Below are 25,412 nucleotides of genomic sequence, written 5' to 3' on the forward strand. Positions count from 1 at the left end.
CCCCCGCGGCGCCCCCCCCTCGCCCCCCCCGCCGCCCCCGCCTGGGGCCCCCGGGGCCCCCCCCCCCCCCCTGGGGGGCCCCCCCCCCCCGGGGGGGGGGGGGGGGGGGGGGGGGCGTGGGAGCGCTCCCGACTCCCCACAGATGGGAGCGCTCCCACTTGCCGTTGACTGGACTGTAGAAGCGGTTCATGTCCCTGACAAGACTGTGCGCGTCGGGTTTGTCGAAGGAATTTCGAAGCCCCAGGTGAGAGACGCGCCGCCGGGAGCGCTCCCGGGCACCGACGTCGGATCAGGCGGAGTCCCGGAGCACGAGTTCGGTGCGCAGGATGACGTGGCGCCAGGCGACGGCGGAGTCCTCCATCTCCTCCAGGAGGAGCCGCACCATCGTGTGGCCGATCTCCTCCAGCGGCTGCCGGACCGTCGTCAGCCGCGGTTCCGTGGACCGGGCCGGCCGGCAGTCGTCGAAGCCGATCACCGCGACGTCCTGCGGCACCCGCCGGCCCGCCGCGCGCAGCGCGTTCAGCGCCCCGGCGGCCATGGTGTCCGAGGCGGCGAACACCGCGTCGAGCTCCGGGTGACGGGAGAGCAGACCGGTCATCGCCCGGCGCCCGCTCTCCTCCGTGAAATCGGCGCACTCGGCGACCAGCGAGGACCTGACCTCCACACCCGCCGCCTCCAGAGCCTCCCGGTATCCGCGCAACCGGCACTGAGCGACGTACATGTCGAGCGGTCCGCTGACGGCCGCGACCGTGGTCCGGCCGCCGTTCAGCAGGTGCGTGACCGCGCCGCGCGCGCCGCCGGTGTTGTCGGCGTCGACGTAGGTGACGCTCTCGTCGCCGGAACGGCGCCCCAGCATGACGGTGGGCAGTCCCGCCTTGGCGAGCAGGTCCGGCAGCGGGTCCTCGGCGCGTACGGACATCAGCAGCACGCCGTCGACCCGGCCGCCCCGCGCGTACTCCACGAAACGCTGCCGCTCGGTGTCCGTACGGACCAGGGTGAGCAGCAACTGCACCGGGGTGTCGGTCAGGGCGTCGCCGACGGCATGGACGATCTCGGTGAAGAACGGCTCCCCGAACAGCCGCCAGTCCGTCTCCGTCATGACCAGCGCGACGGCGTCCGCGCGGTGGCCGGCCAGGGAACGGGCCGCGAGATTCGGTACGTAGCCCAGTTCGGCGATGGCCCGCTGCACGGCGCGGCGTGTCGAATCCCGCACGCCGGCCGCGTTGTTGACGACCCTCGAGACGGTGCCCCGCCCCACACCGGCGAGGGCGGCCACCTCCTCGAGCGTCGGCGTACCGGGACGCTGCCTGACCATGCCCGCCTCCCCCCTACGAGATCATCCGATATTACGGTCAGTCGCTCGGCTTGGTGGGCCGATCGCCAGGCGTCCGGGGCGGGCGGGGGCCGTCGGGTCGTACGAGCACGGCCGGATCGACGGGAGCCGCCGGACCGGTGACGTCCGTGAGGTCCGCGCCCCACGCGGCGGCGCACAGGATGCGGTCGAGCTCCCCGGTGTGGACGGCGGCGCCGAGCCAGGCGCGGGTGAAGCGGCCGGTGTCGGCCGGGAGCAGCCGGCCGAAGGGGTCGCGTGCGCGGTCCGCGGCGGCGGCGTGGAGCTCGGTGAGGAGTTCGGCGGCGGTGGCGAGGCCATGCCGGCGAAGACGCGTGCCGTCGGCGTCCCGGTTCCCCGGGAAGGCGAGCACGCGGCGGCCTCCGGAGGCCGCCTGGTGGACCCGGCGCCGCAGCAGGTGCACGGGTGCCTCGTCGACGGCGGGCGCGGCGGCCGGGGCACCGCTGGGCGCCGGTGCGGCGGGCAGGTCCGCGCGACGGAGCCGGTCGAGACCGAGGTCGAGGCGGCTGCCCGGGTCGGTGGGATGGCTGACGGCCAGGAGCAGAGCGCGGGGCCGCGGGGCCGGCGTGAGCCGGGCGACGACGCGCAGCCGGACGCCCCGGGCGGACGCCAGAAGGCGGAGGTTCTCCCGGTCGGGCAGCGCGGGGTCGTCGTGGGCGGCGGCGAGCCGGAGCGTGCGGCCGCCGCAGTCGGCGACCAGGCACTCGCCCGCTGCCTCACGGACCGTGCCGATGAGCGTGACGTCGAGGAACAGCAGGTCACGGTCGTCCGTCAGGGCGCGGGAGACCTGCTCGGCCACCGGCACCGCCCACAGGCGGTCCAAGGGCTCGGCGTGCCATGCGGCGCCGGTGGCACGCACGGCCCGTACACCCGCGCCCGCACCCAGGCGGCCCGTCGGAGAGACGGTCGCGCCGGACACGGCGAGTCCCGCACGCGACAGCTCACGGTGCGTCAGGGACGTGTCCCCGATGGGCACGGCGCGGTCGGCGGCGCCGGCGGCCCGCCCGGCGCCGCCCGGGGCCACGTCGGAGACCGCGTACAGCCGGCCCGCGGCGTCGGCGGTCCAGGTGACGGCGCCCGCGTATCCGGTCGCGGTGAGGACGGGCTCGGCGAAGAGCCCGTACAGGCGCAGGGACCCGTCCGGGGTGTACGGCCGGCGTACGGTGCCGCGCAGCCCGGCGAGTTCCGGGCCGGTGGCGCCGGGGAGGCGGTGCGCGAGGAGCAGGACGTCGCGGAGGGCGGCGGCGAGATCGGTGAGACGGTAGGCGGGGTTCGCGCTCCGGGCCGCGCGCAACGCGGTGACGACGGCGACCGCACGGCTCGCCGCCCGGGGGAGTCCCGCGAGCCGTGCGGTGTGCGCGGCGTGCAGCAGCTCGGCCTGGAGCACAGCACCGGCACCGTCGGTGCCGGCCTCCAGCACGGCGGCCGCGGCGTCGTACAGGGCGGTCGCGGCGAGACGTTGGCCGGGAGTGGCCGTTTCGGGGGCGGTTTCCACGGGGACGGCCGTCGCGGCGGTGGGGACCGTGGAGGGGACCGCCGGCGCGGTGGGTGACGGCCGGGGAGAGGAGGGCGGTGATGGAGCAGGGTCCCGAGCCGGAGGAGGGGCGGGCGACGGCTGTGCTGAATCCCTGGCCGGTGGCTCAGCGGGCGCTGGCTGTGCTGAGTCCGTGGCAGGTGGCTCCGTCGCCGAGGGCTCCGCGGGATCGGCGACCGGGGCCGCCGACGCCGCGGCGGCACGGTGCAGGCAGCCGGGTGCGAGCAGACAACCGCAGCGGATCTCCCCGGCGCTGGTCACCACCCCACCGGGAGCGTGCAGTTCGAGGTCGGTGTCGTCGTCGACGGCGATGCGCACCACGTCGCCCGCACGCACCGTCGGGCGAGCCGCCACCTTGGCGACGCCCGCGTCGAGCCGCTTGCGCAACCGAGGGGTCAGCGCCGCGACGAGCTCGGCGGTCACCGACGGGGCGACCGGCGGAAGCTGTGGGTTCACGCGATCTTCTCTCCTACCCAGCGGGCGAGTTCGAGCGGACTGAGGGCGGCGACCGGCATACCCGCGGCGACGAGTTGGCCCGCCGTCCCGGTGGAGTACCGGGGGCGGCCCGTGTCGTCGAGGCTCGCGCAGCCCAGGACGTGGCAGCCGGCCCCCACCAGGGCGCGGACCTCGGCGAGCAGTCCGCCCAGCGGGTAGCCCTCGTCGAAGTCGCTGACGACCACGACGAGGGTGCGGGACGGCACGGTGACGAGCTCGCGGGCGTGCCGCAGCCCCGCGGCGATGTGCGTGCCACCGCCCACGCTGACCTCGAGCAGCAGGGACAACGGGTCGTCGACGTGGTCGGTGAGGTCGATGACCTCGGTGGAGAAGGCCAGGAAGTGCGTGGACAGCGTGGGCACTGCGGCCAGTACCGAGGCGGTGAGGGCGGCCCAGACCGTGGACGCCTCCATGGACCCCGACACGTCGGTCACCAGGATCAGCCGCCAGTCGGCGGCCCGTCGGGCGCGGGTACGGAAGACGGGGTGTTCGGGAATGACCCGGACCGTGCCGTCCGGGGCGCGCCGTGCGGAGGGCAGGTTGGCCCGCAGGGTGCGGGGCAGGTCGAGGCCGCCGCCCGGGCGGCGGCTGGGACGCGGCAGGACCGTGCCGTGCAGCGCGGGGCGCAGCCGTGTGGCCAGTTGCCGGGTCAGTTCCTCGACCAGACGCCGTACGAGCGGCCGCAGCGCGGCCAGGCGCGCCTCGGGCAGGCCACCCGCGTGCCGGAGCACGGTGCGCAGCAGGTCCACGGAGGGCCGCACGCTGTCCGGGTCCAGTTCGGCCAGGACGTCCGGCCGGCCCGTCGCGGCCGCGGCCGCGAGGACCTCCTCGCGGATGCCCGGCCCGAACAGCACTGCCAGCTCCTCGGACCACTCACGCACACCCGGATAGGACGCCTCCCGGCCGCCGCCCCCGCCGCTTCGGCCGGGCCCGGTCAGGTCCCCGCGGCTGCCTTCGCCCCGCCCGCTGCCGTACAGCTCGTCCAACGCGGTGGCCAACGAGGCCGCCGACGGGGGCAGCCGGTCGGTACGGCGGCCGAGCACGAGCCGCCAGCGGTCGGCGGGGGCGAGGCGGTGATCGCCGGCGGCGGGCGGTGCGTCGGGGGTGGGTGGTGTGTCGGGGGTCGTGGTGGTGGGCTCGGTGGCCGGTGGTGCGTCGGGGGCTGTGGCGGTGGGGTCGGGTGTGCCGGTCTCACGGGCAGGGAGCGGGGGCGGGGGCAGCAGCCCGAGTCCGCCGAGAGCGGCTCGGGCCGTCAGGTCCGCGCGGGTCCACAGGGCGAGGGCATCGGGGTCCACCTCGCCCGTGTCGGCCGGCCGGCCGATGTCCAGTCGTTCCTCGACGGTGGAGAGGAGCCGGTCGCGGGCGGCCGGGCTGAGCGTGTCGAAGCCGCCCCGCAGCGCCGGCAGCCGGTCGAGGAAGTCCCGGTCGGACAGGTCGCAGACCCGGTCGAGCAGTGGCTGCAGCGCGGGTGCCGCAGACTCCAGCAGCGGGCCGGCGGCCGTCAGCAGCCCGGTCAGCCGGGCGGTGAGAGCGGACCGGGACGCGCGGTCGCTCGCCGCGTCGACCCAGGAGGCGACGCGGCGGCCCAGGACTTCCGCGTCCTCGTGCCCGAGGAGCACCCGGACAGCTCCGGCGGCGCCGCGCATCAGAGGCGAGCCGTCGAACGCCAGCCGGTCCAGGGCGTCGGTCAGCCGGACGCCACCGAGGACGTCCGCCCGGTGGGCGAGCTCCAGCAGGGCGTGCGCGTCCGCCGGGTCCTCGGCCCCGGCGAGACCGTCCACTTGGCGAACCGCGGCGGAGGTGAGGAGTTCGGCCACGGCGGTGGCACGCACCGCACGGCCCTCGTCGGTGCCGAGCGCGGCGATGTGGCCCGCGCGCAACCGGTCGAGCAGAGCCAAACCGGTGAGGAGTTCGGGCAGCGCGGCGGTGCCCGGCAGCACCTCGCCGGCCTCCGCGAGCCGCGCGTCGGTCAGCTCCGGCAGGCCGCACTCCGCCGCCTGCCGGAGTCCCTCCAGCGTCTGCGCGGCCATCGGCCCGCCCTCGTCCCGTTCCGCGCGCCACCGCTCGCGCAGGACCCCCTCGGCGGCCTGGGCCGGAGTGACACCGCGGACGCCGGCCGCTGACAGCATGGCCTCGGTCGCCGGAGTCCACCGCACCTCCCACCGCGTCGTCAGCGACTGCGCACCGCCGGCGCCGACGACTTCCTTTTCCTGTGCGTACGGCACACCGCACACCGTCAGGCGGCGCAGCAGCAGGTCGCGTTCGCGGTCCAGGGCGGAACGCAAGGGGTCCAGTCGCAGATCCCGGGCGGCCGCACCCGGCCCGGTGGGACCTGATCCGGTCGGCACCCGCCCGGTCGGCCCCTGGCCGGTCGCCCCCGGTCCGGCCGGCCCTGGTCCGGTGGTGCCCGGTCCGGGCAGTCCCAGCGCCGACAGTTCGGCCTCGACGGCCGGGACGAGGCCGCTGCGCGGCGCGCCCGGAGCCGGACGGCCGTTGCGCGTCCCGACGAGGACCTGCTCCATCGCCCGGGCGACGGCCCGCCCCCTGCCGTACGGCTCGCCCTGCGCGAGCACCGTCTGCACCGCCTCGACCAACTCCCCCCGGCCCGCCGCGGGCAGCCCGCGCAGCCGGGCCAGGTCCGAGGCCAGCCGGGTGATCTCGCGGGCGTCGGCGGGCCCCGACGGATGTCCGAGGGCGCGCAGTCCCGCACACACGCGTACGGCCGCTCCCGTCAGCGCCTCCTCCAGCGCACCCGGATCGCCCGCCGACCGCAGGACGAGGTGCTGCCATTCCGGGTCCCGGATGCCCGCCGGATAACCGGACCGCTCGTCCAGGAGGGCGTACGTGTACGGGATGAGGGACGTGATCCATCCGGAGCGGTCGGCCACGTGGCCGGGGCGGTCGGCCGGGCCGCGACGGCTGCCGGGGCTGCCGGAGCGGTCCGGCTCGGCCTCGGGCTCGGGCGCTGCGGCCGGGAACACCAGCGCCGGAGCGTGGAAGGCACCCACGACCACCGCGGCACGCGCGCCGTCCGCGGTGGCGGCGGCCAGACGGGAGCGCATCCAGCGCTCACGCCGCAGGTCCAGCTCCGGCACGCCGCCCGACGAGATGGCCTCCTCGCGCAGCGCCCAGCCGGTGAGGAGCGCGGCACGGCGCAACGCCTCCGGCTCGGACCCCGGAGCCGTGGCCTCGACGAGACGGTCCCAGAGGTCCTCGTCGGGACGACCGGTGAGCCGGGCCCGGAGAGCGGCGGTGAGCCCGGAGCAGCCGGAATCCGACGCGGCGGCTGAGGTCACGGACGGCAGGGACGGCGCGGACGGCACGGACGGTGCGGGAGGCGGGGCGGGTGTGCCGGGGCGCCTGGTCTCGTGCCATGCCCGGTCGGCCAACGGCAGGTCGCAGGCGACGACCGGCACGCCGCGCCGGCAGGCCCAGCGCACGGCGGCCAGCTCGGGGGAGAAGTCGGCGAAGGGGTAGAAGGCCGGCCCCCCGCCCTCCTCGGTGGACGCGGCCGCGAGGGCGACCGGGGCTCGCGTCTCCTCGTGGCCCAGCCAGGGCAGCCACTCCTGCATCTCGGCGGGAAGCTCGACCAGCAGGACGTCCGGAGCGGCCCCGTCCAGCAGCCCCGGCACCGCCGCGGCCAGGGACGGGGCGTGATGCCGTACGCCGATGAGGTAGGGCGCCGCGGGAGCGGTGAGCGCGACGACCGCTTCGTCCGGAGACAGGGGCGAGGCGGGGGAGGGGGAGGGCGAGGGGCGGGACACGGAAGTCAGCCCTCCAGGTCCGTGCGCAGGTCCCACAGGGTGCGCCAGGTGGCCGAACCCTGCTCCGCGCGGCGCCGGACCGGGCCGTCCCAGTAACCGCGCAGACGCGCCGCGTCGGCCGGGTCGTCCTTGCGGACCACGCCGAGGAGATGCCCGGGGAGCAGCCCCAGCACGTCGCGGTCGCCCGGGAAGTACGCCGCGGCCAGTCCGAGCGCGCCCGCGACGGACACGGCTTCCGCGGTGCTCATCACCGTGGACGGCCGCTCGACCTCCCAGCCCTCCGCCGAACGGCCCTCGCGCAGGTCGCGGAAGGCGACGACGAGGGCCTCCAGGACAGCCTCGTCGACCCGGAACGGCGCGCCGGACCGTTCGACACAGGCCCGAGCCTGGCTGCGGACCAGCGCCGTCTCCGCATCCAGGTCCGGAATGGGGCCGACCGTCTCGAAGTTGAAGCGCCGCTTGAGCGCGGCGGACATCTCGGAAACGCCCTTGTCGCGCAGGTTGGCGGTGGCGATGAGATTGAAACCGGGCGTGGCGTGCGCCAGGGCGTCGTCGGTGCCCGAGAGCTCGGGGACGGCGATGCGCCGCTCGGAGAGCAGCGAGACCAGGGCGTCCTGCACCTCCGGCAGACACCGGGTCACCTCCTCGACGCGGGCGATGCCGCCCCGGCCCATCGCGGTCAGGACCGGGGAGGGCACGAGTGCCTTCCGGCTGGGCCCCTGGGCCAGCAGCAGGGCGTAGTTCCACCCGTACTTGAGCTGGTCCTCGGTGGTACCCGCCGTGCCCTGGACGACCAGGCCGCTGGTGCCGCACACGGCCGCCGCCAGCAACTCGGACAGCATGGACTTGGCGGTGCCGGGCTCGCCGACGAGCAGCAGGCCGCGCTCGCCGGCGAGGGTGACGACGCACCGCTCGACCAGCGCCCGGTCGCCGACGAACTTGCCCTCCACCACCAGACGGCGCGGCACGCCCTCGGGCGCCAGGGCGTCCTCGGGCAGCCGCAGGGCCCGGCCGTCGCTGCCCATGACGAACGTGACCACGGCCCGGGGGGTGAGCCGCCAGGCCGGCGGGCGGGGCCCGTCGTCGTAGGCGGCGAGGAAGGCCAGCTCGGTGGCGTACCGGTCCTCGGGCGGCACGATCTGGCGGGTGGTGTCGGGGGAGAGGGTGGTGGTCATCGACGGATCTTCCGGTGGACTCGGGCAGTGGTCATGGGCGGGCGTGCGGGTGGTCGCCTGCGCGGTCATCGGCGGCGGCCCTTCCTCGTGGCGCGGGTGGTGAGCTCCTCGTAGCCGGGTGCTTCGCCGGCGCGCACCCGGGCCCAGGCGAGGGCGAACAGCTCGGGCACCGGGAGGAGCGGTACGGCGCGGAGTCCCGCGCGGACGGGATAGAGGCCCTCCTTCCACGTCTCCACCGGCAGGGCGGGCGCCTTGAGGTCGCGCCAGCCGCAGGGCAGGAAGAGGGAGCGGCCGGCGCGGGGCCGCTTGGCCTCCACGACCAGCTCCGTCGCGGCGAGTTCGGCCCGGGCCTTCTTCAGACGACCGGGCTTCCAGCCGGTCCAGCGGGCGCAGTTGCGGTCCGTCGGGTCGGGCAGGGCGAGCAGCTGGAGATAGAGCGCCGCCGCGTCCTCGCCCAGTCCGTGGGCCGCGGCGACCTCGGTGACGAGCGCCGGCACGCTGACCGTGGGGTCCTGCGCCGCTCCGGCGGGCCCTTCGGGTTCGAGGCCGGCGGCGAGGGTCCGGGCCAGCTCGTCGCCGAGAACGGCCCGCAGGGACCGGAGCCCGGAGCCGCGCGAGGCACCCACCAGCCCTTCGAGGAGGCCGAACACGGCGTCGTCCGGGCCGGTGAGGCCGGCCGGGCGCACCAGCACGGTCTCCCTGTCGCTGTGCCAGGGGTGCAGCACGAGCGCCTCACCGACCCGCGTGGTGCCGTCCGCGCCGGCACCCCCGGCGTCGGGCAGTCCGTACAGCTTGCGGAGCTCGGTGGCCGTGGTCCCGCCCTTCTCCGTCCACGAGACGTCCAGCTCGAGCAGCAGCCCCGGGTCGGCGACGCGGCGGCGCAGCGCGGTCAGGCCGTCCGGCAGGGCCGCGCGCAGGGGGTGCCCGTAGGGCAGGGCGTAGGCGAGTGAGGCGAGGGCGGTGACCGCACTGGTCAGGTGGTGGCGTCCGGGCACCGCGGCGGGGTCCTCCGCGACCAGCCGGCCGTCCTTGTCGGGCCGTTGGACGGTGGTGCGGCTGAGCCAGGCGGTGCGGGCCGGATTGAGGACGTCGTCGGCGGACGCGGTCGGAAGGCCGTCGAGAGCGGGCGCCAGGTCCTCGGGCACGCGGACGAAGGAACCGAGACGCTCGGCCCACATCCGGCCCGCGGCGTCCGTGTCGGGCCCGGCCGTCCACAACTGCGCCGGGTCGTCGGGCAGCAGGGCGCCGACGAGTGCCTCCCGGTCAGCGGCGAGGAGCGAGTTCAGCATGCTCCTGCCCGAGTTCAGCTGGCGCGGCTTGAGCCCGATCGTGGTGAGCGCGTCGGCGCCGAGCTGCTCCGGCAGTCCGGCGAGGAGCAGCGTGGCCTGGAGCGGACCCAGGCCCGCGTGCGTCACCGCGGCGAGCGCGGCGGGTGCGTCCGGCTGCCAGGGAGCGGCGCCCTTGTCCCGGATCAGCCGGGTGACGGCGGCGAGGCCGTCGCCCGGGAACGCCGACGCGTGGCGGGTCTCCCTCTCCAGAGTGAAGTGGGCGACGGCCCCGAACGTACCCGTCGGGTCGTGGTCGAAAGCGAGCCAGTTGACGCGGTCGCGACCGTAGTCGACGTTCTGGCAGCCGAGGACGACCACGGTACGACCGTCCCGCCGCAGCACCTGACCCGCGCGCTCCGGCTTGTCGTGCTTGTCGTGCCTCTCGTACGGCTCGCTCAGCATGATCTCCCGCAGGCCGCTCCCGGGCGCGGCCAGCGGCCCTTCGGCGAGTGCTTCGAACAGGAGGAGCAGCGCCTCGCGCTCGTCCTGCGGCACGGTCGGTGCGGCGGCCCGGTAGGCCAGTGGCCGCAGCACCTTCAGGAGGGCAGGCCAGACCATGCCGATACGGGGGATGGCGTGCTCGTCGCTGCGCCATCCGTCGCCGAGGGCGGTGCGGCGGGTGCGGTCGGACACCTGCCTGCCGTCGGCGGGCTTCCCCGAGAGTACGTGGTTCACGGCGCGGATCTGCTGGAGCGCGGTCCACTGGCTGTTGCCCGCCCAGGATCCCCACATGTGGGCCAGACCGTCGGTGGCCGTGCGCAACGTGTGGTCGTCACCGTGCTCGGGACGGTAGTCCGCGAACATACCCTCGGTCCGCTTCCGGTGGTCCGCCGTCGGCTGCTCGACGGGCGGCGTGACGAACCTGGTGACCGAGTCGGCGATCTGGAGGGTCGAGCGGACCAGGGCCGCCACGCCGGTAAGGAGCCGCTCGTCGGTGAGGCCGGGAAGCGACCGGGACACGACCTGCCGTACGACCTCCTCGGCGGTCGGCACAGCGGTCCTGCCGTCGGCGGTCACACCGTCCGGACTGCCGGTCCCACCGCTCGCTCCGCCCTGCCCGCCGACCGGACGCCCGCCCGTTCCCGGACCACCGCCCGTGCCCGGACCACCGGCTGCCCCGCCGGGGCCCTCGGCCGCCCTCACCAGCGCCTGACGCTCGGCCAGCGCCCGCGCCGCGTCGCGCACCAGCCCGGCCGCCCGCTCGTCGGTGAGCGCGCGCAGCAGGGCCGACGCACGCTCGTCACGGGGACGCAGGGCGTGCCAGAAGGCGACCGGCGGCACGAGCGGGGTGCCCGCGGCGAACTCCCCGCCCCGTTCGTTCGCCGTCACCCGGCCGAGCATGCCGGTGCCGCTACCGTCGTCCTGCGCGAACAGGGCGATCCGGCGCCGCGTCCGCGCCACGACGGGCGCGGCGCCCCCGGGCATCCGCAGCGCACCGAGCGGAACGACACGTTCCCCGCGCTCGGAAGCCCGCAGGGTGACGGTGCGGCCGTCGGGCGTTCCGGTGGTCGTCCGGGTCTCGCCGGCCTCGTCCTCGGCCCGCACCCAACGGCCGAGAACGGTGCCGTCCGTGCCGAACGGGCTTTGCTCCAGCCCCGGTCGCAGGGGGAGAACCTCGCACCGGTCCTGCAGCAGCGTCGTGCCGTCCTGGGTGCCGGACCGCAGGAAGGCGGGCAGGGAGGCGCGCCCGTGGGTGCCGGTCGCCGGGTCGTACTCCAGCCACACCTGCTGCCGGCCCTGCCTGCCCTGCCGCCAGTACAGGCTGCCGTCCCCGATGACGGGACGGCTCGCGGGCAGTACGGTGTCGCCGGCGTGCAGGGTGCGCCCGCCGGTGGCCCGGCCGCCGCCGGGCAGCGGAAGGGACGGGGTGCCGGCGCTGTCGCCGCGCCACCCGTGGGTGATCTGCTCACCGGTGAGCGTGACCACCTCGGAGGGCCGGGTGGACCAGTAGCCGCACTGCTTGCCCTCCTGCCACCACATCACGAGAAGTTCCCCGTCGGTGTAGCGGAACTGCGGGCGCCGCCAGCGGTCCAGCTCGGCCGGGAGCCGCAGGTCGTGTTCGAGCAGAACCTCGTCCGGGCCGACGACGACCGCCTTGTGACCCCGGCTCAGGATCAGGCAGGGCCAGGCCTCGTTGACGATCAGTGTGTTGTCGCGGTCCTTGCGTGTCTCGGCGTCGAGCAGCCGCAGGGCGTCGTCCAGGGCGGGCCAGCCCAGTTCGTCGAGGATGCCGGCCCGCAGGGTGCGTCCGAGCAGCGGAGCCGTTTCGTAGGCGGCGGCGCGGGCGACCGCTTCGGGGTTGACCCGGGGAGCCACAGCCCGGAAGGGATGCAGCCGGTGCAGTGCCTCGCGGGCCCCGGGCAGCCCCACCGAGCCGGTGAGTTCCCCGACCGCGGCGTCCAGCCATTCGCGCAGGACGCCGCTCAGCACCCGATGTCCGGCGAGGTGCTCGAGTACCTCGGCCGCCTGCCGGTCCTCGCTCACGGCACCGACGGCCCGCAGCAGCAGGGGACGCAGCCGGGGATCAGCCGCGACGGCGGCCAGATCACGCCGCTCGGGGCTGGTGTCCCGCGCCCAGCGGTCCAGTCCGAGATGGACCTCGGTGCCGGGTTCCGGCAGGGCGAGGGGGACGTTCGCCGCCGCGCAGAGGTCCAGCAGACCGACGTCGGCGCCCCTGTACCGGCGGCCGGTGAACAGGTCGACGGGCCGTCCGTCGGCGCGCAGCCGGGACGCCATCCGCGCCACCAGGTCGAGGGTGGCCGGCGAGGTGCCGCACACCGTCGCGCCGTGCTTGCGGTGGGCGGCCCAACGGCTGAGCCAGTCCGCCGCGTCGACACCGTCGGCCCCGACGACGGGCCCGCCCGTTCGGTCCGTACCGTCTGCCTCGTCTGCCTCGTCCGTCTCGCCGGTCAGCAGCCGGTCGGCGCCGCACTCGGCCAGCAGCGTCAGCCAGAAGTCGTCGCTCTCCACGTCGCGGCCCAGCCCGGCAGGCATGATCTCCAGCAGGCGGGCGCGTACGGCCGGTCGCCGGCCGGCGAGGACGGGCAAGGTGGTCCGGTAGGCGGTCCAGAAGGAGACGGGGGCCCGGACGATGGCGGGCGAGGCGACCAGATCGGCGACCAGGTCGCACTCCGCCTGGACGCGGGACAGCCCGGCCGCCTTGATCAGGACGCGGGCGTCCTGCGGCAGTGACGCGTACGGCGGCACACCGGCCGCGCAGCGCTCCACCGCCAGCTGCCGGAACTGGCCCCATGCCTCGGCGGCGTCCAGCCGGCCGGAGAGGTCCTTCACATGCTGCTTGAGCGCCTTGACCGTCAGTGCCCCGGCGAAGGCGAACTCCAGGAAGACGGCGCGCTGCCGCTCCTCGTCGACCGCGAGCGCGTGCACCCGCTCGGCGTCGCGGGCCTTGCCGAAGAAGGCGGCGGCGTAGGTGGTGTTGTCGTACTGGAGGAAGATGCGGGCGGCCTGCTCGTAGAAGGTGGGCAGGAAGTGCGGCACCGCCCGGCCGAGCCGTTCACCGAGTGCCTCGAAGCCCTCCTTCGCGGTGCCGGGGCGGGACTTGGCCTGCCGCGCGAGCCGCTCGATGTCCTTGACCAGGGCCAGCGCGTGATGTCCGTTGCCCGGGTCGTTGACCAGTGCCCAGGCGGGGAACCCGAGGGTCTCCCGCTTGACCTGCCCGACCTCGGGAGTCTCCGCGTCGCGCACGAGGCCGAGGAAGTCCAGGGCGAGGTCCTCGGCCTCGCCGAGGGTGCCCGGCACCAGCCGGACGACACTGCGGTCGCCCAGAGCGGCATGGGTGTAGGTACGGACGGTGAGGGTGTCGGCGTCCTCCCGGCCGGTGCTGCCCGGCGGCAGGAGGGCACCGGCCTCGAGCAGGGCGGCTGCGGTGGCGTCGTCGTAGGCGGTGGTCCGACGAGTGGCGGGCGTGGTGTCGTCGTGCGCGGTGGTTCCGCCCGGCGGAATGGCGGCTCCGGCCTGCGCGAGGGTGGCTCCGCCCGGTGTGGCGGCGGCCCCGTCGGTTGCCATGGTGGTGGTCCCGTTCACGGTGCTCACGCCGCCCGCTCCTCGTCCTCGATGTCACGTCCGGCGTACAGCGCGGCAGCCATGCGCATGCCCTCCGACCAGGCCACCGGCCCGATCCCGCCGAGCTTCAGCACGCGCCCGGCGCTGTCGGTCCACACCAGGGGACCGGTCTCCGTCTCCTCGTAGCCGTCGTAGTCGCCGACCCAGACGCGGGCCTCGACGCTCCGGGCCCTCTCCCGTACGGAGCAGACGGCGTAACCGCCGCGCACGCGGTAACCGAGCTGGGTGACCCGCCCGTGCAGGAAACGCAGTTCCTTGAAGGCACCGCCCGCGTACTCCTCGACCGAGGTGCTCTCGGCGTCGAGCGCGGCGGGACGGTGCCAGACCTCGCGGAAGAGCTGCTGGGCACGCTGCTCGACGCCGAGTTCGACGGCGAACTCCCGCAGTTCCCCCAGGTCTTCGAGGAGCACCGGGTGCGGGAGACGTACGAGGTCGGGGGAGATGCGCACGGTGTCCCCGTCGAGGTCGACGAGACCGAGGCCGCGGTCGGGGTCGGCGTCCCGCAGGAACCCCGCGACCTCGCCGTCGGCGCCGGTGACGACGAGGTCGCGCAGGGCGGACCGCCAGGCCGGGTCGGGCCATACCCGGGTGAGCACGGCGAGGGGGACGGGCAGTGACCGCACCATCCACCGCTCCACGTCGGTCAGACACCGGCGTTCGTGCCGCTCCAGCCACTCGGTGAGCCGGCGCAGCCCCACCACGGCGGGATCGTCCGCCAGTTTGGCCGGCACCGACTTGAGCCGTCGTCCGGCGGCGTTGCGGCACACCACCTTCCCGTCGTCCAGGGCCACCTCGTAGTCCCCGGCCGTCACCCACCCCATGGGTACCTCCCCGCACCGCGGTGATCAAGTGCTGGAAACCATAGGCCAGCCCACTGACAACGCTGCGGGCGCAGGGGACGGCCGGCGTACGGGCGCCGTGCCGTCAGTCGTCCAGGCGGACCGGCATCAGCAGGGAGAAGGCCGTCTCGTCGTCCGTCCGGCGGACCGCGAGGGGGGCCGTGGAGGTGCCGCACTCCAGGATCAGCCGGTCCCGGTCTCCGGCGGCGAGCGCGTCCAGCAGGAATTCGCGGTTGACGGCGACGTGGTTCCGGTCGTCGTCACCGTCCTCGCACACGGTCACCGTGCCGTCGTCGGTGACCCTGAGCACACTGATCTCGTGCGACGGGCCGTCCTTCTCGTGCGCCCCGCCCGCGCGGACGGGGCCGGTCTCCAGTGCCCTCCGGAACGCCGGCACATCGACGAGGGCACGTCGCCCGGAGGGCAGTTGGACCAGACGGCGGTAGTCCGGGAAGTCGTACGCGAGGCACTGCCCGGCCGCCTGACGGTCCCCTGCCTCCAGCGCCACGCGGTCGCCGTCCACGGTGAGGGCGACGGGCTCGTCACCGCTCAGCAGCGCGCGCATCGCGTCGGCCAGCGGGACGGGCACGATGACCTGTACGCGCGGTCCGCCGTGCCCGGCGGTACCGGTCCGCGCGACCGCCAACCGGTACCGGTCGGTGGCCACGAGGTGGAGCGCGTCGCCCTCCGCGTCGAAGAGGACTCCGCCGAGCATGGGCAGTTCGGGGTCGCCACCGGTGGCGAAGCGGACCGAGTCCAGCGCGGCGGCCAGTTCGGGCGCGGAGACGGACATCCGGACGGTGGCGGTACGCGGTGCAGCGGTCATGGGGGTCTCCCTGTGGTCGAGTAGCGTTCGGAGTGCGGAGAACTCGCTGCGGGCATCGGCCAGCCCCAGTTCGAGACGGCGCAGGTGCGCCTGGAGGAGCCCGCGCACCAGATCCGTGTCCGCGCTCGACCAGCCGGCCAGGACCAGCCGGATGTCGGCCAACGGCATGCCGGCCCGTCGCAACCGGGCGAGCAGCCGGGCCTCGTCGAGCTGCCCGGGGTCGTACCAGCGGTAGCCACTCACCGGATCCACCCAGGCGGGGACCAGCACTCCGGCACGGTCGTAGAACCGCAGGGCGCTCACGCCCAGCCCGCTGTCGCGGGCCATCTCCCCGATGCTGCGCATCTCGCTCTCCACGTCCGCAACCCTGATCCCTTGACCAGGTCGAGGGTCAATCCCGGCCCGGCCCGGCCCTCCCCGGCCCAGCCCTCCCCTCCCCGGCCGGGTCCGGCCATGCCTGCCCCGAGCGGCGGCTCCACGGAGCGCCCCGGCCCGGTGTCCGCCCGCCGTCTGCCATTCTTGCGCCGTGCACAAGCCCAGCGCCGTCACGCCCGACGCCCCCGGGACGATACGGGCGCCGCTCCTCACGCAGGAGTGGCTCGACCTCGCGTTCGTCCACTGGGCCGTCGAGCCCGCCACCGTGGCGGGGCTCATGCCGCGGGGCACCGTTCCCGACACGCACGACGGGCTCACGTACGTCGGTCTCGTCGCCTTCCGGATGCACCGGGCCGGCTGGCTGGGGCTGCCCGGGGTGCCGTACTTCGGCTCGTTCCCGGAGACCAACGTGCGGCTGTACTCGGTGGACGCGCACGGACGGCGCGGCGTGGTCTTCCGGTCGATGGACGCCTCGCGGCTCCTGCCCGTGGTGATGGGCCGCGTCGGCTTCCGGCTGCCCTACCTGTGGTCCCGCATGTCCGTCCGCACCGTCGGCGACACCGTGACCTACACCAGTTCCCGCCGCTGGCCCGGCCCGCGCGGCGCCTACAGCCGCATCACCGTACGGCCCGGCGAACGCATCGACGAGCCCACCGGGCTGGAGCACTTCCTCACCGCCCGCTGGGGCATGCACAACGCGTTCTTCGGCGGTGCGGCGTATCTGCCCAACCAGCATCCCCGCTGGCCCCTGTACCGCGCCGAGCTCCTCGCCTGCGACGAGGACCTGGTCGCGAGCGCCGGGATCCCGGCCCCCGCCGACGCCCCGGTCAGCGTCCTGTACTCACCGGGCGTCGCGGTCCGCCTCGGCCGCCCGGCCCGCACCGGACGCCGTTGACCGTACGCGGCGCGTGCCCGTTGTCGCCCTCACCACCGTCGCCTTCGTCACCAGGGGGTGCCACCGTGGCAGGGAGCGCCGTCGATGGCGGGAGGGAGACGCGGCGTACGGGCCCACCCTCACCCCCTCTGATGAAAACGATTATCATCGTGTACCTTGCCTCGTGTTCAGGACCATGAGGAAGAAGCGAGGGCACCGATGCCGGCCTCACCGTCGAGATTCGTCCGACGCTGGATCACCGCGGCGATAGTGGGTTCCGTCCTGGTCGGATGCGGCACATCCACCGAACCCGCGGAGGGGGACAAGGCCGCGAAGGCCGACGCCAGGACCGACGTCACGGTGGAACCCATCAAGGCGACACGGCAGTTGACCGACGCGAACGGCGTCACGATCTCGCTGGAGCGGGAACCCGAGAGGATCGTCTGCCTGTTCGGGCTCTGCGACGACATCCTGACCGAGCTGGGCATCGTCCCCACGGCCACGAACAACGCTCTCCTGGCTCACCCCGACTTCCTGGGGAAGGAGCGGGCGGCCGAGATCGACGTCATCCCCGGCGGGTTCATCGCCCCCGAGGTGGAGGCGATCCTCTCCCACAAGCCCGATCTCGTGATCGGCCTCGAGGACACCCACGGCAAGCTGGCCCCCGCCCTGAAGGGCGCCACCACGTTCTGGGCCATGCAGCCCGAGAAGTGGCAGGACAGCGTCGGCTATCTGCGCGACGTCGCCGCGCTCACCGGCCGCACCGCCGAGGGCGAGAAGGCCGAGAGGGCCTTCCGGGCCAAGCTCGCCGGCGCCGAGCGGGCCAGGAGCGACAAGACCGCGCTCGTCATCTTCGGCAGTGACGAGAACTTCGGCGTCGCCACCCCGGGGACGGACGTGACCGCCGGACTGTTTCCCAAGCTGGCCGACTATCCCTGGACATCTCGTGGCGTGGAGGGCAGTTACAGCCTCGAAGAGATCCTCGCGCGCGACGTCGACGTGCTGTTCGTCGAGACGATCAGCTTCGGCGAGCCGGACGGCAAGCTGTCGGAGAAGCTCGCGAAGAACCCGCTGTGGGGCAAAATCCCGGCCGTGCGCAACGGCGACGTCCACGAGGTGAACTCCGAGGTGTGGGCCAAGGGACGGGGCACCCGCTCGCTCGGCATCGTCCTCGACGAGGCCACGGCCGCGCTGCGATGAGAGAGCCGACCGCCCGGGCCGCGGCCGAGGACGCGACGTCGGGCGGGGGGCGGCGGTCCGTACGGTCCCCGCGCGACCCGCGCGCGAGCAGGGCCGGCAGGCGGTGGCAGCTACTCGTCGTGAGCGTGCTGCTGGTCGCGGCGTCCGTGTGCATGCTGAGCCTGGGCACGCCCTACGTTCCGCTGCACCGCCTTCCCGGAGCACTGCGGGACGCGGACGGCACGCTCGCCGGGATCGTCGTCACCGAACTCCGCGTCCCACGGCTGGTGCTGGCGCTGCTCGCCGGTGCCTGCCTGGGCGCGGCGGGCCTCGTGCTGCAGGAGGCGCTGCGCAACCCGCTCGCCGTCCCCGAGATGCTGGGCGTGTCCTCCGGGGCCGCGCTCGGGGTCGCCGCGCCCCTGGTGCTGGCGGTATCCGTCCCCGCCGTCGCCCAGCCCCTCCTGGCCATCGGCGGCGCCGCGTTCGGCGGCGCGCTCACACTGCTGGCCGCCGGACTGGGGCGAAGCCCGTCCGCGGTACTGCTCACCGGGGCCGCGGTCGCCGCCGCCCTGCAGGCCGCGCTGCTCGTGCTCATGGTCATGGCCGATCAGATGGACCTCCAGTTGATCTACCGGTACCTGCTCGGTTCGCTCTCCGCCCGTACCTGGGACGACGTCGCCGGGCTGTGGCCGTGGCTGCTCGTCGCGGTGCCCGCACTCGTGCTGTGCGCGCCGGTGCTCTCGGTACTGCGACTGGGGGACGAGGACGCCGAGGCGCTGGGCGTCCGCGTGCACCGGGCCCGGTTCGCCGCGCTGGCGATCGCGGTCCTGCTGATCGCGCCCGTGACGGCCGTGTGCGGACCGGTGGCATGGGTCGGTTTCCTCGCCCCGCATCTGGCCCGACGGCTCGACCCGACGGCGGACGCCGTGCGCTGGCTGCCCTGGTCGGCCGCGTGGGGTGCCGTGGTGGTGGCCGTCGCCGACGTACCGGCCCGGCTGGCACTGGCACCGGTGGAGACACCTGTCGGCGCCTGGACGTCCCTGTTCGGCGTGCCCGTCGGGGTCGCTCTGCTCCGCTCGGGAAGGCGGAGACCGAAGGCTCCCCGTCCGGCGGCGGGCTCCGAGGCCGCCCGCCCGGACCGGCGGGTCGCGCCGGCCGCGTCGCAGGAGGGAGCCCGGTGAGCCGGGGTTCCGGAGGAGGGATCGTGGTGAGCCGGCGTTTCGGAGTGCTCCTCCTGCTCCTCGTCGTGTGTGCCTGCGGCGGACTGCTGGCCGGCCGCGGCATGTCCCCGGCCGTGGTCCGGGAGGTCATCGGCGGGGGCGGCGACGCGACGGAGCGGCACATTCTGCTGCAACTCCGCCTGCCCCGCCTGCTGGTGTCCCTCGGCGCGGGGGCCTGCCTCGGCGTGGCGGGCCTGATCCTCCAGTCCGCCCTGCGCAACCCGCTCGCCGGACCCGAGGTCACCGGTGTGACCCCGGGCGCGGTCCTGGGCGCCGTCACCGCGACCGGCCTCGGACTGGCGGGCTGGGAATCGCCTCTCGCCGTCGTCGTCGCCGCGTGTCTGGGCGGGTTCGCCGGAGCCGCGCTGATGTGGCTGCTCGCGGGCCGTGGCGGGGGCGATCCCGCGCAGACCGCCGTGCACGGGGTGCTGGTGTCGGCGGTGCTCGGCGGGCTCACCGCCATGGTGCTGCTGGTCGCACCGGGACAGCTCGGCAGTGTCGTGCAGTGGCTCGTCGGCACGACGGAGGGGCGGGTGTGGCAGCACTGGCACCTGCTGTGGCCGTGGGCGCTGGCCTGGGGCGCACTGGCCTGGCTGCTGGCCGGGCCGCTGACCCTGCTGCGCTGCGGCGACGAGATCGCCGGTGCGGCCGGGCTGTCCGCCGTGCGTGCCCGGACCCTTGCCCTGGTGTGCGCCGTGGCACTGACGGCGAGCGCGGTGGCCGCGGTGGGCGCGCTTGGCTTCGTCGGGCTGCTTGTACCGCACCTGGCCCTCGCGGTGTTCGGCGCGGACCTGCGGGTGACGCTGCCCGGTGCCGCCCTCGTGGGGGCCGCCGTGGTGAGCGGGGCGGACGCGACGGCCCAGCTGATGTCGCGGCTGCTGGCCCTCGTGCTGGACACCGAACGGTTCACGCTGCCGGTCGGGGCGCTCACCACGTGTATCGGAGCGGTGCTGCTGCTGGTCGTCGTACGCCGGGCACCGAGCCGAACGTTCTGATGTCGACGAAGGACAGAACATGACCGAACCCGTGGGTATCCGTGCCGAGGGAGTCCACTTCGGCTACCCCGGCCGCCCCGTGCTGCGCGGTGTCGACGTGACCGTCGAACCCGGCGAGCTGACCGCCCTCATCGGCCTCAACGGCTGCGGCAAGTCGACCCTGCTGAGGCTGGCCGCCGGCCTGCTGCGGCCGGGCCAGGGGCGTGTCCTGCTCGGCAGCGACGACGTCGCCGGCCTCTCCCGACGCGCCACCGCGCGGCGGGTCGCGCTGCTGCACCAGTCGGCCCCGGCCGTCCCCGGCATGACCGTCCGGCACCTCGTCCGGCAGGGGCGGTACGCGGCGCGCGGCCCGCTCGGCATGCTGCGCGAGGGCGACGACCCCGTCGTACGGCGCGCGCTGCGCGACGTCGGGGTGGAGGAGTGGGCCGACCGGGACGTGGACGCGCTGTCGGGCGGTGAACGGCAGCGCGTCCGGCTCGCGATGGCGCTGGCCCAGGACACCCGCGTCCTGCTGCTCGACGAGCCGACCACGTACCTGGACCTGCATCACCAACTCGACGTGCTGCAGACCGTGGTGCGCCTGCGTGAGGAGCGCGGCCTCACCGTCGTGATGGTGCTGCACGACCTGGCCCACGCGGCCCGGTTCGCCGAGCGGATCGTCGCGCTGCGGGACGGCCGCGTGGTGGCGGACGGGACACCGAAGGACGTGGTCACCCCCGGGCTGCTCGCCGATGTGCTCAACGTCGCGGGCAGGGTCGGCCGGGACCCCGAGGGCGGCTGGCCGGTGTGTTACCCGGACCGCCCCCTCCCGGGCCCGGGGCATGAGAATGACATTCGATAGATTCCGCTCCGGGGGGCCGCCGACCTGCTGCCCGGGCGCGGTACCGCCTGGCTGCGCTGTGACGGCGAGGGCCGACAGGTCCGGCTGGAGTCCCGCGCGGCCGCTCCCGGAGACGTCACCTCGGCCCACGTCCGTCGAACCCACCGTCACCGCACGGCGCACGAGCTCCCACTACGGCCACCGCGCCCGGCCGTTGACGCTGCTGGACACCGGGTACGCCGCCGCGCCGTGGCTGGCGGCACGCTCCCTGAGCGTGCCGCGGGCCACAGCCGACCTCGACGGGCTCGCCGAGAACCCTCTCGCCGCCGTCCGCCTCGTGCCGTCCGAGACGCCACGCCACACCGCCGGCGCCCCTGCGTCCAGCGACCTGTCGGCCCGCCGCAGCGCCCGGCCCCCGCTGGGGGGCGCCCCGCTCCGGGACGCCCTGCGGACGGTGCCGGCCGCCGCCGTGGAGGCGAGCGCCGGTGAGCTCGCCCGGTGCGCCGCCGTCGGGGAACCACCACCCGGACCCGTCGCGCCGGCGCCCGACGGCACACCGCGGCGCCTCCTCGCGGGGGACGCCCGGCCCACACGCGCCGCCCGGGCCGCCGGCCGGTCCCGGAGCGCGGACGCGGGCGCCGTGCCGCTCGGTCACGGCTGCCCGACGGAGGCGGATGCCCCGCGGATCCGCCGCGCCCACCTGTGCGCGGGCTCGGCCGTGCACAGGGCTCACGTGACCGCCGGCCGGCACGGTCCGGCGAGCCGCCCCGTCGGCTCCTGGCAGCAGCGGGCCGACCTCGGTGCCGCACCCGGCGCGGACTGGAGCGTCCACGGCCCGGCCCTCGGCACCACCCACTCAGGAGGGGGAACCCCGTGATCGTCCACCCAGAGCTGCGGCGTGCCGCACGGCACGCGCAGCGCCCCCTGCTCGCGGCGACCCTCCTGCAGGGAGCCGTCACCCTCGCCCACCTCGCGCAGGCCGTGCTGCTCGCGATCGCCCTCGCCGACGTGGCCCGGGGCGACACGGACCGGCTATTGCCGCTCCTCGGGGGAGTACTCGGCGTCGTCGCCGCCCGCGCGGGGCTCGGCCACTGGCAACGGCGCACCGCCACCCGTGCCGGGGCGCGGGTCAGGGTGCGACTGCGGGACGAACTCCTCGCCCACCTCGGACGGCTCGGACCGGCGTACCTGACCACCGCGCGTGCCGGAGCCGTACGCGCCACCCTCGTCGACGGGGTCGAGGGCGTCGACGCCTACGTCTCCCGGTACCTGCCGCAGCTCCTCGTCACCGTCGCCGTGCCGCCGCTGCTCCTCGCCGTCCTGGCCGCCGTCGAACCGGTCGCCCTGCTCGGCCTCGTACCCGCCCTGCTGCTCGGCCTGCTCGGTCCACGCGCCTGGGACCGGCTCCTGGCCGAGCGCGGCAAGGAACACTGGGACACCTACGAAGGCCTGGCCGCCGACTACCTCGAAGCACTGCAGGGCATGCCCGCACTACGGGCCGCGGGCGCCGTCGGACGCACCCGCGAGCGACTGGAGGAACGCTCCGCGGCGCTGCACCGGGCGACCGTCGCCAAGCTCCGCGTGTCACTGGTCGACACCGGCCTCACGGACCTGGCCATCCAGGGCGGCACCGTGGCCGCCGCCCTGCTCGCCTGCTGGTCGGCCGTCACCGGTACCGCCACGCCCACCGGCACCTACCTGGTGCTGCTCCTGGCCTCCGAGTGCTTCAGGCCCGTACGCGACCTGTCCCGGGAATGGCACGCCGGATACCTGGGCGCGTCGGCGGCGGACGGACTCGCCGCACTGCGCACCGCCGACCCCGAGGTCTCCGATCCCCACGTCCGCGACCCGGCGCCGGAGCGGGCGCACTGGCCGGATCCGCCGCGCATACGCTTCGAACACGTGGAGTTCGGATACGACGGAGCCGACGGGCCGGTCCTCCGCGACGTCACCTTCACCGCCGAGGCGGGGCGCACCACCGCCGTCGTCGGGCCCTCCGGTGCCGGAAAATCCACGCTGCTCGCCCTGCTCCTGCGCCACCGCGACCCGCAGCGGGGCCGGATCACCGTCGACGGCCGCGACGTGGCCGGTTACGGACTCGACTCGCTGCGGCAGGGCATAGCCGTCGTCTCGCAGGAGACCTACCTCTTCCACGCCTCCATCGCCGCCAACCTGCGCCTGGCACGGCCGGACGCCACGGACGAGGAACTGGCCCACGCGGCACGGGCGGCTGGCATCCACGACGAGATCACCGCCCTCCCCGACGGCTACGCCACCCTGCTCGGCGAACGGGGCGCCACCCTGTCCGGCGGACAACGCCAGCGCCTCGCCCTCGCCCGGGCCCTGCTCGCCGACGCCCGGGTACTCGTCCTCGACGAGGCCACGAGCGCGGTCGACGAACGCCGGGAGGCCCACATCGTCCGGGAACTGCTCGACGCCGCCGGAGACCGGACCGTCCTGCTGGTCGCCCATCGGATCGCCGCCGTCCGGCACGCCGACCGCATCGTCGTCCTCGACGGTGGTCGCGTGGACGCCGTCGGGGAGCACGCCGCCCTCGTGGCCGCCGGAGGCGTCTACGCGGAGCTCGTCAAGGCCGGTCACACCGAGGAAGAGGGGCTCACCGCATGAGCAGCACCGTCGGCACCACCACCGCGGTGACGCCGGGCGGCACCACCGACGCGTCCGTGCCCCCACGGGGCTCACTGCGCGCCCTGCTGCCCGCCCTCACCGGGCACCGGGTCATGGCGGCCCGCACCTGCGCCGCCGCGCTCGCCGAACAGGGCTCACTGGTCGCGCTGCTGACGCTGGCCGCGCACAGCGTCGGAACAGCCGTCATCGAAGAGCGGGCCCCCTCGCCCGGTACGGTCACCGCGCTGATCGCGCTCGTCCTCGTACGCTCCCTGATGACCTGGCGCGAGATGGATCTCTCGCACGACCTGGCCTACCGGGTGCTGGCCGAACTGCGCGTGCGGATCTTCGACGGGCTCGCCCGCAGCGCCCCCGCCCGGGTGGCCGGCCGCCGCAGTGGGGACCTGGCCGCCACCGCGCTGGCCGACGTGGAGGCGCTGGAGTTCTTCTACGCGCACACCACGGCCCAACTCCTCGCATCCGGCGTGGTGTTCACCGGCGGTGCCGTCACACTGGCGGCGGTGGAGCCGTGGCTCCTGGCGGCGGTGCTGCCCTGCGCCGCGCTCCTGACCGTGGCACCCTTCGCCGACGCGCGTGGACGCGCCACGCGCGGGGCCCGCACCAGGGCGGAGGCCGCGAAGCTCTCGGCCGACACCGTGGAGACCATCGACGGCCTGCGTGAACTGCTCGCATTCGGAGGGCTCGCCGAGCGGCGCCGCCGCCTCGCCGAGCAGGGCCGGCGGGTGGGTGCGGCACAGCGGGCCGAGGCCACCTGGGAGGCCATGGCCGCAGCCGTCCGCGATCTGCTCATCGTGCTCGCGGTCCTCGGCGTGGTGCTCGCGGCCGCGCAGTCCGTGAACTCAGGGCGGCTGCACGGCGCATGGGCCCCGGCCGTCATGACGCTGGCCCTGGCGGTGCTGGGCCCGGTCGCCGAGTCGGCCAGGTCGCTGAGCCAGGCCGTGGGGCTGCGCGCCGCGGCCGCCCGCGTCGACGCGGCCGTGAAGGCCCCCGCGTCGGCCCCGCCACCCGCCGCCGTCCGTCGGCTTCCCCCGGGCCCGCTGGGTGTCCGACTGCACGGGGTGCGCTTCGACTACGGGGGCGGGCCCGTACTCGACGGAGTCGACCTGACGGTTCCCGCCGGGCAGACGCTCGCCCTGGTCGGTGTCTCGGGGGCCGGCAAGTCGACCTGCGCCCACCTGCTGGCCCGCTTCTGGGACCCGTCCGTGGGAGCCGTCCAGCTGGTGCCCCGTGACGGCGACCCCGTCGACCTCCGCGACGTGGCGGACGCCGAACTGCGCCGTGCCGTCGCCGTCGTGGGGCAGGAGACGCCCCTCTTCCACGGCACCCTCGCGGAGAACCTGCGCCTCGCCGCACCGGACGCGGACGACGAGGTCCTCGCCGAAACCGCCCGGGTCTGCGGCGTGGACGGGATCGCCGCCCTGGACTCACTCGTCGGGGAGCGCGGTTCCACGCTCTCCGGCGGCCAGCGGGCCCGTGTCGCTCTGGCCCGCGCCCTGCTGGCCCGGCCGAGGGTCCTCGTGCTGGACGAGACCACGGCCCACCTGGACAACGCCGGCGACGCCCGGCTCGCCACCGCGCTCGCCGGAGGCGATCGGACGACCGTCGTCATCGCCCACCGCCCCGCCACCATCCGCCGTGCGGACCGTATCGCCGTCCTGGAATCCGGCCGCGTGGTGGAGGAGGGCACCTGGGACGACCTGACCACCCGCCCGGGCGGCGCGCTCAACCGCGTGCTGACCGTTACGCCGTCCCCAGGGTGAGGCCGTCGCCGGCGACCGTCGATGACGCCGAGGCCGGTGAATGGATCCGTTCAGGGTGCGGATCCGGATGATCGGGTCCGCACGTCTTTGTGAACTGGCGCGAGATGTGACCACCACGCGGACTCACATCGTCCCCCGAGCGTTC

Annotated in this window: 15 protein-coding genes; 8 read left to right on the top strand and 7 right to left on the bottom strand. The window is 75.2% G+C overall.

The features are described from left to right. Positions 1 to 289: 289 nt before the first annotated feature. From ACP4IX_RS08900 to ACP4IX_RS08930, 7 genes are all read right to left on the bottom strand, one after another. Positions 290 to 1,315: a LacI family DNA-binding transcriptional regulator gene (locus ACP4IX_RS08900; protein WP_426525997.1), complete on the bottom strand. Its 1,026-nt coding sequence runs from the start codon at positions 1,313 to 1,315 to the stop codon at positions 290 to 292. 37 nt (positions 1,316 to 1,352) lie between these two features. Further along, positions 1,353 to 3,341, bottom strand: coding sequence for a hypothetical protein (locus tag ACP4IX_RS08905; RefSeq protein WP_426555189.1), 1,989 nt, complete (start codon positions 3,339 to 3,341; stop codon positions 1,353 to 1,355). After that, the gene (locus ACP4IX_RS08910) at positions 3,338 to 7,144 is read right to left on the bottom strand and encodes a vWA domain-containing protein (protein WP_426555191.1); all 3,807 of its coding nucleotides are present in this window, start codon (positions 7,142 to 7,144) and stop codon (positions 3,338 to 3,340) included. Before ACP4IX_RS08910 ends, ACP4IX_RS08905 begins: the two co-directional genes overlap by 4 nt. A 5-nt stretch (positions 7,145 to 7,149) precedes the next feature. Next, a complete protein-coding gene (locus tag ACP4IX_RS08915) occupies positions 7,150 to 8,319 on the bottom strand; it encodes an AAA family ATPase (RefSeq protein ID WP_426525991.1) in 1,170 nt (389 codons plus the stop codon). 65 nt (positions 8,320 to 8,384) lie between these two features. Further along, on the bottom strand, positions 8,385 to 13,673 hold the full coding sequence (locus ACP4IX_RS08920) for a hypothetical protein (protein ID WP_426555282.1): 5,289 nt from the start codon (positions 13,671 to 13,673) through the stop codon (positions 8,385 to 8,387). A gap of 23 nt (positions 13,674 to 13,696) precedes the next feature. Continuing rightward, complete coding sequence (locus tag ACP4IX_RS08925) at positions 13,697 to 14,551, bottom strand: DUF4132 domain-containing protein (RefSeq protein WP_426525989.1); 855 nt, start codon at positions 14,549 to 14,551, stop codon at positions 13,697 to 13,699. Between the two features lie 103 nt (positions 14,552 to 14,654). Continuing rightward, positions 14,655 to 15,740: a MerR family transcriptional regulator gene (locus ACP4IX_RS08930; RefSeq protein WP_426555192.1), complete on the bottom strand. Its 1,086-nt coding sequence runs from the start codon at positions 15,738 to 15,740 to the stop codon at positions 14,655 to 14,657. Between the two features lie 181 nt (positions 15,741 to 15,921). Between ACP4IX_RS08930 and ACP4IX_RS08935 the strand changes: the two genes are divergently transcribed. The 8 genes from ACP4IX_RS08935 (at position 15,922) to ACP4IX_RS08970 (ending at position 25,267) form a co-directional block, all read left to right on the top strand. Next, complete coding sequence (locus ACP4IX_RS08935) at positions 15,922 to 16,665, top strand: YqjF family protein (protein ID WP_426555193.1); 744 nt, start codon at positions 15,922 to 15,924, stop codon at positions 16,663 to 16,665. 198 nt (positions 16,666 to 16,863) lie between these two features. Next, entirely contained in the window at positions 16,864 to 17,844 is a 981-nt protein-coding gene (locus ACP4IX_RS08940; RefSeq protein WP_426525983.1) for an ABC transporter substrate-binding protein, read from the top strand. 152 nt (positions 17,845 to 17,996) lie between these two features. After that, positions 17,997 to 19,004, top strand: a complete 1,008-nt coding sequence (locus ACP4IX_RS08945; protein ID WP_426526001.1) for a FecCD family ABC transporter permease — start codon at positions 17,997 to 17,999, stop codon at positions 19,002 to 19,004. A gap of 26 nt (positions 19,005 to 19,030) precedes the next feature. Then, on the top strand, positions 19,031 to 20,038 hold the full coding sequence (locus ACP4IX_RS08950) for a FecCD family ABC transporter permease (RefSeq protein WP_426525999.1): 1,008 nt from the start codon (positions 19,031 to 19,033) through the stop codon (positions 20,036 to 20,038). Between the two features lie 19 nt (positions 20,039 to 20,057). Beyond that, positions 20,058 to 20,879 (top strand): ABC transporter ATP-binding protein, encoded by an 822-nt coding sequence (locus ACP4IX_RS08955; RefSeq protein WP_426525981.1) that lies wholly within the window; start codon positions 20,058 to 20,060, stop codon positions 20,877 to 20,879. Between the two features lie 193 nt (positions 20,880 to 21,072). Then, a complete protein-coding gene (locus ACP4IX_RS08960; protein WP_426555194.1) occupies positions 21,073 to 21,735 on the top strand; it encodes a hypothetical protein in 663 nt (220 codons plus the stop codon). Further along, the gene (locus ACP4IX_RS08965; RefSeq protein WP_426525977.1) at positions 21,732 to 23,486 is read left to right on the top strand and encodes an ABC transporter ATP-binding protein/permease; all 1,755 of its coding nucleotides are present in this window, start codon (positions 21,732 to 21,734) and stop codon (positions 23,484 to 23,486) included. The genes ACP4IX_RS08960 and ACP4IX_RS08965 overlap by 4 nt, the downstream gene beginning before the upstream one ends. Beyond that, a complete protein-coding gene (locus ACP4IX_RS08970) occupies positions 23,483 to 25,267 on the top strand; it encodes an ABC transporter ATP-binding protein (protein WP_426555195.1) in 1,785 nt (594 codons plus the stop codon). The genes ACP4IX_RS08965 and ACP4IX_RS08970 overlap by 4 nt, the downstream gene beginning before the upstream one ends. Positions 25,268 to 25,412 lie beyond the last annotated feature (145 nt).

Source organism: Streptomyces sp. WG5, from assembly GCF_049974565.1.
Taxonomy (GTDB): domain Bacteria; phylum Actinomycetota; class Actinomycetes; order Streptomycetales; family Streptomycetaceae; genus Streptomyces.

Bases quoted from the DNA above. Each gene is read 5' to 3' on its own strand.
- ACP4IX_RS08900 (WP_426525997.1), bottom strand. From the start codon at position 1,315: ATGGTCAGGCAGCGTCCCGGTACGCCGACGCTCGAGGAGGTGGCCGCC.
- ACP4IX_RS08915 (WP_426525991.1), bottom strand. From the start codon at position 8,319: ATGACCACCACCCTCTCCCCCGACACCACCCGCCAGATCGTGCCGCCC.
- ACP4IX_RS08920 (WP_426555282.1), bottom strand. From the start codon at position 13,673: ATGGCAACCGACGGGGCCGCCGCCACACCGGGCGGAGCCACCCTCGCG.
- ACP4IX_RS08925 (WP_426525989.1), bottom strand. From the start codon at position 14,551: ATGGGGTGGGTGACGGCCGGGGACTACGAGGTGGCCCTGGACGACGGG.
- ACP4IX_RS08930 (WP_426555192.1), bottom strand. From the start codon at position 15,740: ATGCGCAGCATCGGGGAGATGGCCCGCGACAGCGGGCTGGGCGTGAGC.
- ACP4IX_RS08940 (WP_426525983.1), top strand. From the start codon at position 16,864: ATGCCGGCCTCACCGTCGAGATTCGTCCGACGCTGGATCACCGCGGCG.
- ACP4IX_RS08945 (WP_426526001.1), top strand. From the start codon at position 17,997: ATGCTGAGCCTGGGCACGCCCTACGTTCCGCTGCACCGCCTTCCCGGA.
- ACP4IX_RS08955 (WP_426525981.1), top strand. From the start codon at position 20,058: ATGACCGAACCCGTGGGTATCCGTGCCGAGGGAGTCCACTTCGGCTAC.
- ACP4IX_RS08970 (WP_426555195.1), top strand. From the start codon at position 23,483: ATGAGCAGCACCGTCGGCACCACCACCGCGGTGACGCCGGGCGGCACC.